This window comes from Streptomyces sp. MBT53, assembly GCF_016654115.1.
GTDB lineage: Bacteria > Actinomycetota > Actinomycetes > Streptomycetales > Streptomycetaceae > Streptomyces.
Genome location: NZ_JAEQAZ010000156.1, coordinates 20990 through 27665 on the forward strand (window position 1 = coordinate 20990; position 6676 = coordinate 27665).

The following is a 6676-nucleotide window of genomic DNA, read 5'->3' on the forward strand; positions in this document are numbered from 1 at the left end:
CCTAAGGGGCGCTCTCCAGCCGTTGGTTTCGAAGCATGAACCACGCTGCAACTGCCGTTACCAACAGGACCGTTGCGCCTACCGCAGATGCCACGCTGAGGCCGTTGACGAAGGCCTCTCTTGCCGACGTCAGCATTTCCTGGGCCGCTTGGGTCGGCATGCTTCCCGCTGCTTCCACCGCGCCGCCCAGTGACTCGTGGGCGGCGCTCGGTGTGCCTGTCGGAGAGGCGAAGCCTCGGTACACGCCCGTCACGATCGAGCCGAGTACGGCGATGCCGAGGGCCGCGCCCAGTTCGTAGGCCGTTTCCGAGACCGCCGAGGCCGCGCCTGCCTGTTCCTTCGGTACGGAGGAGAGGATGACGTCGGCCGTCACCGTGAAGGAGAAGCCGGCACCGACGCCGACCACCAGCAGTGCGGCGCCGAGGAGCGGGTAGCCGGTCGACTGGTCGAGGGTCGTCAGTACGGCGAGCGCCAGCCCGACCGCCGCCAGGCCGCCTGCCACCACCGCGCGGACCGAGAAGCGGCGGGCCGTCCGGCCCGCGATGAGGCCGGCCGCCACCGCGCCCACCGCGGCGGGGATTTCGGCCAGGCCCGCCTCGAACGGGCCCCTGCCCTGCACCAGTTGCAGGTACTGGGAGAGGAAGAACACCAGCCCGGACAGGCCGAGGATGGTCAGCAGGTCGGCCAGGACGGCCGCGCTGAAGCCCCGGTTGCGGAACAGGCGCATGTCCAACAGGGGTGCGGGGAGCGTGAGTTGGCGGCGGACGAACCAGTACAGGGCCGCCGCGCCCAGTGCGCCCACCGCGAGTGCGGGCCACTCGAAGCCGTGGGTCGCGGCCTCCTTGACCGCGTAGACGACGCCGATCACGCCCACCAGGGACAGCACGACGCTGATCATGTCCCAGGGGCCGGGGTTGGGGTTCTTCGACTCCGGGAGCATCTTGATGCCGACCAGGACGAGGACCGCCATCACGGGCAGGTTGATGAGGAACACCGAGCCCCACCAGAAGTGTTCGAGCAGGAAGCCACCGGCGACCGGGCCAACTGCCGTACCGGCGGAGGCGGTTGCGCCCCAGATGCCGACCGCGAGGCTGCGTTCGCGCGGGTCGTGGAAGAGGTTGCGGATCAGGGCGAGGGTGGCGGGCATCAGGGTCGCGCCCGCGACACCGAGCAGCGCCCTGGCCAGGATCATCAACTCCGGTGTCGTGGCATAGGCGTTGAGGACCGAGATCGCGCCGAAGGCCGTCGCTCCGACGAGCAGGATGCGCTTGCGGCCTATTCGGTCGCCGAGGCTGCCCATCGACACGAGCAGGCCGGCGATGACGAAGGAGTAGACGTCGCCGATCCAGAGGAGCTGGGTGCCGGACGGCTTCAGGTCCTCGCTGATGTAAGGGGTCGCGAGGCCGAGGACGGTCGCGTCCACGGCCACCAGCAGCACAGCGAGCACGAGGACGGAGAGCGCGAGCCAACGGCCCGGGCGCTTCTCCGTCTCCGTCACAGCCGCCGGCTGCAGGGTGCTGGTCATGATTCCTCTCTCCGTGTTTCGTCTCTGCGTAGTGCGCCGCCGAGCAACAGCTCGACGGTCATGTGCGTGAAGTCCTTGGGGGCGCCCTTGCCGCTCTGCACCAGCCACACCGCGGAGGCCAGCAGGCCGAACAGCGCCTCGGTGAGCCACGCGGGCGTGAGATCGATACGGAACTCGCCGCTCTGCTGGCCGCGCCGGAACAGGGCGGTGATCCGGTCGTCGATCCTGGCCCAGCCCGCGTGCTGCTCCTCGCCCTCGAACAGCTGGTTCTCGGTGTAGAGGAAGGCGAGCAGGCCCGCGGCCGGTTCGGCCTCGCGGACGAGCCGCCGTACGGCGTCCTCGGCACGGCCGTCGTCCAGCCGCGCCGCGTCCAGGGCGGTCTCGCACTCGGCGATACCGAGCGCCTCCAGCGCCCGTACGAGCGCGTCGCGCCCCGCGAACTGGCGGTGCAGGGTGGCCCGGCTGATCCCGGCCGCCTTGGCGACCTCGTCCATCGTCGCGGTGGACTTGCGGGTCAGCAGGGCGGCGGCAGCACGGAGTACGTGGTCGCGGTCGAGAGCCATGAGACAACCATAACCCACATGAGACAATAATGTCTCATCATGGGCGTGACTGCCTCACGGAGAGGGGGCGATCAGCGGGACCTCAGTGCCAGGGCAGCTGCCCGCGCTTCTCCCAGTACGTGTGCGGGTCCTCGGCGAGTGCGGCGAGGCGGGCGAGCTGGTCGTCGTTCAGGTCCACGACCGCCGCGTGCAGGTTGGAGGCGAGTTGGTCGACCGTCGCCGCACCGGAGAGGGCCACGCCCGCCCACGGCTCGCGCAGGATCAGGGCGAGCGCGATCGCGTCGGCACCCAGGGACGTCTCTTCCGCTACGGCCTTCAGGGCGTCCGGCGCGTACGGCTCCGCCAGCCGCCCGTTGGCCATGCCCTCCTTGACGATCACCGTGAGTCCGGCGTCGTGGGCCTCGGCGAGCGCGGGGCCCGCGGAGGTCTCCAGGGCGTTGTACGTCGACTGGACGGTACGGAAGAGGGGCTCGCCGTCGACCGTCACGGTGAGCGCGGCGCGGATGGCGTCCGCCTGGGCCGGGCCGCTCGTCGAGAAGCCGACGGTCACGCCCGTCGCCGCCAACTCGGCCAGCCTCGCGTGGAGTTGCTTGTCGGTGAGGGCCGGGCTGTCGGGGGTCACCGAGTGGATCTGGTAGAGGTCGAGGCGGTCGCCGAGCAGTTCGGCGGTTTCGCCGCGCTGGCGGTCGTAGGTCCGGACGCTGTGGTCCTTGACCTCGTGCTTCTCGGCGTCCGTGGTCCAGTCGGCGGTGTAGGTGTAGCCCCACTTGCTGCCGACCACGATGTCGTCGAGGTCGGGGTGGGTGGTCAGCCAGTCGGCGAGGAACTCCTCCGAGCGGCCGTAGGAGCGGGCCGCGTCGAAGTAGCGGACGCCCTGCGCGTAGGCGGCGTCCAGGAGTTCGTGGGTGCGGGCTCGGAGGGTTTCTACGGTGCGGGTCTCTCCGAGGTCTTTTTCGCGGCCGAGGTTGATGTAGCCGGGGCGACCGATTGCGGCGAGGCCTAGTCCGAGGTGGGACGTGGGGGTGGTGGCGGTGGCGAGGCGGGCGAAGGGCATGCCGACAACGTAACTCGGGATGCCCTGTCGCCTCAGGATTCGATTGCGCGGTTGGTTGGCGGGTGCGGGTACGTTGTGGTTGCCCGCGCAGTTCCCCGCGCCCCTAAAAGCCCTTAGCGCTTCGCCGTTGACCAAGCGTGCTGGACCGCCAAGTCCCGCTTCACCTCTGCCAGTTGGATGGCCACCGCGCTCGGGGCCGTGCCTCCCCGGCCGTTGCGGGACGCCAGCGCGCCCGGCACGTTCAGGACCGTGCGGACCTCGGGGGTCAGGTGGGCGGAGATCTTCGCGAACTGTTCGTCCGTGAGGCCGTCCAGCTCGACTCCCTCGGACTCCGCGACCTTGACGCACTCGCCGGCGACCTCGTGGGCGACGCGGAACGGGACGCCCTGCTTGACCAGCCACTCGGCGATGTCGGTGGCGAGGGAGAAGCCGGCCGGGGCCAGTTCCTCCATGCGGTCGCGGTGGATCGTCAGGGTGGCCATCATGCCGGTGAACGCCGGGAGCAGGACCTCGAGTTGGTCGATGGAGTCGAAGACCGGCTCCTTGTCCTCCTGGAGGTCCCGGTTGTAGGCGAGGGGGAGGGCTTTGAGGGTGGCCATGAGGCCCGTCAGGTTGCCGATCAGGCGGCCCGACTTGCCGCGCGCCAGCTCCGCGATGTCCGGGTTCTTCTTCTGCGGCATGATCGACGAGCCCGTGGAGAACGCGTCGTGCAGGGTCACGAAGGAGAACTCCTTCGTGTTCCAGATGATGATCTCCTCGGCGATCCGGGAGAGGTTCACGCCGATCATCGCCGTGATGAACGCGAACTCGGCGACGAAGTCGCGGGACGCCGTGCCGTCGATGGAGTTCCCGACGCTGCCGTGCTCGAAGCCCAGGTCCTTCGCGACCGACTCCGGGTCCAGGCCCAGTGAGGAGCCCGCCAGCGCGCCCGAACCGTACGGGGACACCGCCGTGCGCTCGTCCCACTGGCGCAGCCGCTCCGCGTCCCGGGACAGGGGCTGGACGTGGGCCAGGACATGGTGGGCGAACAGGACCGGCTGGGCGTGCTGGAGGTGGGTGCGGCCGGGCATCGCCACGTCGGGGTGAGCCTCCGCGAGGCCGATCAGCGCGTCCTGGAGTTCGGCGATCAGGCCGCCGATCGTCCGGGCGTGGTCCCGCAGGTACATGCGGAAGAGGGTGGCGACCTGGTCGTTGCGCGAGCGGCCCGCCCGGAGCTTGCCGCCGAGGTCGGGGCCGAGGATCTCCAACAGGCCGCGCTCCAGGGCCGTGTGGACGTCCTCGTCGGCGATCGTGCCGACCAGGCTGCCGTCGGCGACGTTCGCCGCGAGCTGGTCGAGGCCCGCGAGCATGCGGGTCAGCTCGTCGTCCGTGAGGAGGTTCGCCTTGTGCAGCACGCGTGCGTGGGCGCGGGAACCGGCGATGTCGTAGGGCGCGAGCCGCCAGTCGAAGTGGACGGACGCGGACAGCTTCGCCAGGGCCTCGGCGGGACCGTCGGCGAAACGACCGCCCCAGAGCCGTACGTCACCGCTGTTGCTGCTCACTTGCGCTGCTCCTCAAAGGCCGTGGACCGAGGGTCGTCGTTCCGTGGTGTTCCTGCTGTGTGTCCCTGCATTGTCTCGCATGCATGATTATGCAGAGTGCTGCATGATTCGTCAATTTTGAAAGACCCTTGAACAACCTTGAACACGAGCAACCGCTTTCCCGTACCTCTCGCCGAACGCAGGCGCCGCGTTTCCCCCCACGAGTCACCCCCAGTTCACCCCTGACCCGAGTGAGGCATTCGCATGTCCAGGGCTCTCCCCAAGTACAACAAGCGTCGCGTCGTGTTCATCGGCGGTGCCGCCGCCGTGGCGCTCACCGGTGCCGTCATCGCCGGTACCGCCCTTGCCGGTACGCCGGACAAGAGCAGCACCACGCAGAGCGCCCGGACGTTGTCCGACCCCGGGACGATCACCTGCCCGGACGTGAAGTCGCAGCTCCCCGCCGTGCCGGCGTCGGCACAGGCCGAGGTCGACCGCAACCTCACGCTGCTCGACACGCAGATCGCCGAGGCCAACAAGCGACTCGTCGACACCGTCGGACAGGGCGGCGCCAACTTCGTCCAGAACGCCATCCTCGGCCCGCTCAAGGACAAGCGCGTCTCCACCATCGACCGCATCGCCATCGCCATCGGGCGCCAGGGCACCAAGCCGACGGGGCTCGACTCGCTGGCCACCTGCACCCTGAACGCGGCCGGTGCTACGGGTGCTACCGGTGCTACGGGTTCGACCGGTGCGGAGGACACGGCGACGGCCACCCCGAGCGCGACCGCTGCCGCCACGGAGGCCGCCGGTGGGACGGACGACACCGCCGCCGGGTCGAGTGCGGTCGGGACCATCTCCTGCCCGGACGTGAAGTCGCAGCTGCCGGCGGTTCCGGCGTCCGCGCAGGCCGAGGTCGACCGGAACCTCGCCCTCCTCGACACCCAGATCGCCGAGGCCAACAAGCGCGTCTCGACCATCGACCGCATCGCGATCGCCATCGGGCGTCAGGGCACCAAGCCGACCGGACTGGACTCCCTGGCCGCCTGCACGCTCACCAAGTGACGTGACAGGCAGCCGTGGCCGCCCCGATGAACGCCGGCCGGGGCGGCCACGGTGATGTCCGGAGCGGTGCGTTGCCTGTTCGGCCCATCTGAGATGCCGTCAGGGTGCCCCCGCTCTAGCGTCTGAGGCATGCGTCCCGGTGTTCTCGCTGTCGCGTCCGCGTCCCTTCTGCTGCTCGGCCCCGGTGCGGTGCCCGCGCGTGCCGTGTCGCCTCCGGTGCCCTCGTCGCTCGCGGACACCGGGGGTGGCGGTCAGCTGATCATCGCTCAGGCGCCGCGCGCCAACTCCACGTCCGGGACGCTCAGTTTGTGGGAGCGGCGACGGGGCGGGAAGTGGGTGAAGGTCGGTTCCACCGTCGCTCGGTTCGGGGCGAAGGGGCTCGTCGAGGGGCGGGCTCGTAAGCAGGGGTCGTACACGACTCCCACCGGGTTGTACGACCTGCCGTACGCCTTCGGGATCAAGGGGGCGCCGGGTGGGACTCGGGTCAAGTACCGGCGCGTGAACGGGAGTTCTTGGTGGTGTGAGGACACTCGGTCGCGCGTCTACAACCGGTGGAGCGAGCCGTTGGCCCGTGATTGTCGGGCGTCCGAGTCGGAGCGGTTGATCTCTTACGCGACGCAGTACGCGTACGGGGTTGTCATCGGGTACAACTACGCCAAGCCTGTGAAGGGGCGTGGGGCCGGGATCTTTCTGCATGTCAACGGGCGTGGGGCTACCGCCGGTTGTGTGTCCGTGTCGGTGGGTGCGATGCGGGGGATTTTGCGGTGGGTTGATCCTGGGCGGGCGCCGCATATCGCTATTGGGACGGTGAGTGGGGTTACGGCTGTCACTCGGTACTGATTCGCCGTAGCGCCGTTCAGGATTCGGTTGTACGGCGGGTGCGGGCCGGTTGTGGCTGGGCGCGCCCACGCGACGGAGCCGCAAATCGACACAGCCCCGCGCCCCTAGG

6 protein-coding genes are annotated in these 6676 nt (G+C 69.6%); 2 read left to right on the forward strand and 4 right to left on the reverse strand.

The genetic code is table 11. The annotated features are described in order from the left end of the window. Position 1: 1 nt before the first annotated feature. The 4 genes from JHN45_RS38445 to argH form a co-directional block, all read right to left on the reverse strand. Positions 2-1525: an MFS transporter gene (locus tag JHN45_RS38445; protein ID WP_201054204.1), complete on the reverse strand. Its 1524-nt coding sequence runs from the start codon at positions 1523-1525 to the stop codon at positions 2-4. Then, complete coding sequence (locus JHN45_RS38450; protein WP_201054205.1) at positions 1522-2088, reverse strand: TetR/AcrR family transcriptional regulator; 567 nt, start codon at positions 2086-2088, stop codon at positions 1522-1524. The genes JHN45_RS38445 and JHN45_RS38450 overlap by 4 nt, the downstream gene beginning before the upstream one ends. A gap of 82 nt (positions 2089-2170) precedes the next feature. Beyond that, entirely contained in the window at positions 2171-3142 is a 972-nt protein-coding gene (locus tag JHN45_RS38455; protein ID WP_201054206.1) for an aldo/keto reductase, read from the reverse strand. Positions 3143-3255: 113 nt separating this feature from the next. Then, the gene (gene argH, locus JHN45_RS38460; RefSeq protein ID WP_201054207.1) at positions 3256-4683 is read right to left on the reverse strand and encodes an argininosuccinate lyase; all 1428 of its coding nucleotides are present in this window, start codon (positions 4681-4683) and stop codon (positions 3256-3258) included. A 243-nt stretch (positions 4684-4926) separates the two neighbouring features. On the opposite strand from argH, the gene JHN45_RS38465 reads away from it, so the two are divergent. Together JHN45_RS38465 and JHN45_RS53480 are read left to right on the forward strand one after the other, a co-directional pair. Next, positions 4927-5727 (forward strand): hypothetical protein, encoded by an 801-nt coding sequence (locus JHN45_RS38465; protein WP_201054208.1) that lies wholly within the window; start codon positions 4927-4929, stop codon positions 5725-5727. Positions 5728-5856: 129 nt separating this feature from the next. Next, positions 5857-6567, forward strand: a complete 711-nt coding sequence (locus JHN45_RS53480) for a L,D-transpeptidase (RefSeq protein WP_236584580.1) — start codon at positions 5857-5859, stop codon at positions 6565-6567. The last annotated feature ends 109 nt before the right edge of the window (positions 6568-6676 follow it).

Coding starts and splice junctions, on each gene's coding strand:
- JHN45_RS38445 (WP_201054204.1), bottom strand. CDS start 1,525: ATGACCAGCACCCTGCAGCCGGCGGCTGTGACGGAGACGGAGAAGCGC.
- JHN45_RS38450 (WP_201054205.1), bottom strand. CDS start 2,088: ATGGCTCTCGACCGCGACCACGTACTCCGTGCTGCCGCCGCCCTGCTG.
- JHN45_RS38455 (WP_201054206.1), bottom strand. CDS start 3,142: ATGCCCTTCGCCCGCCTCGCCACCGCCACCACCCCCACGTCCCACCTC.
- JHN45_RS38465 (WP_201054208.1), top strand. CDS start 4,927: ATGTCCAGGGCTCTCCCCAAGTACAACAAGCGTCGCGTCGTGTTCATC.
- JHN45_RS53480 (WP_236584580.1), top strand. CDS start 5,857: ATGCGTCCCGGTGTTCTCGCTGTCGCGTCCGCGTCCCTTCTGCTGCTC.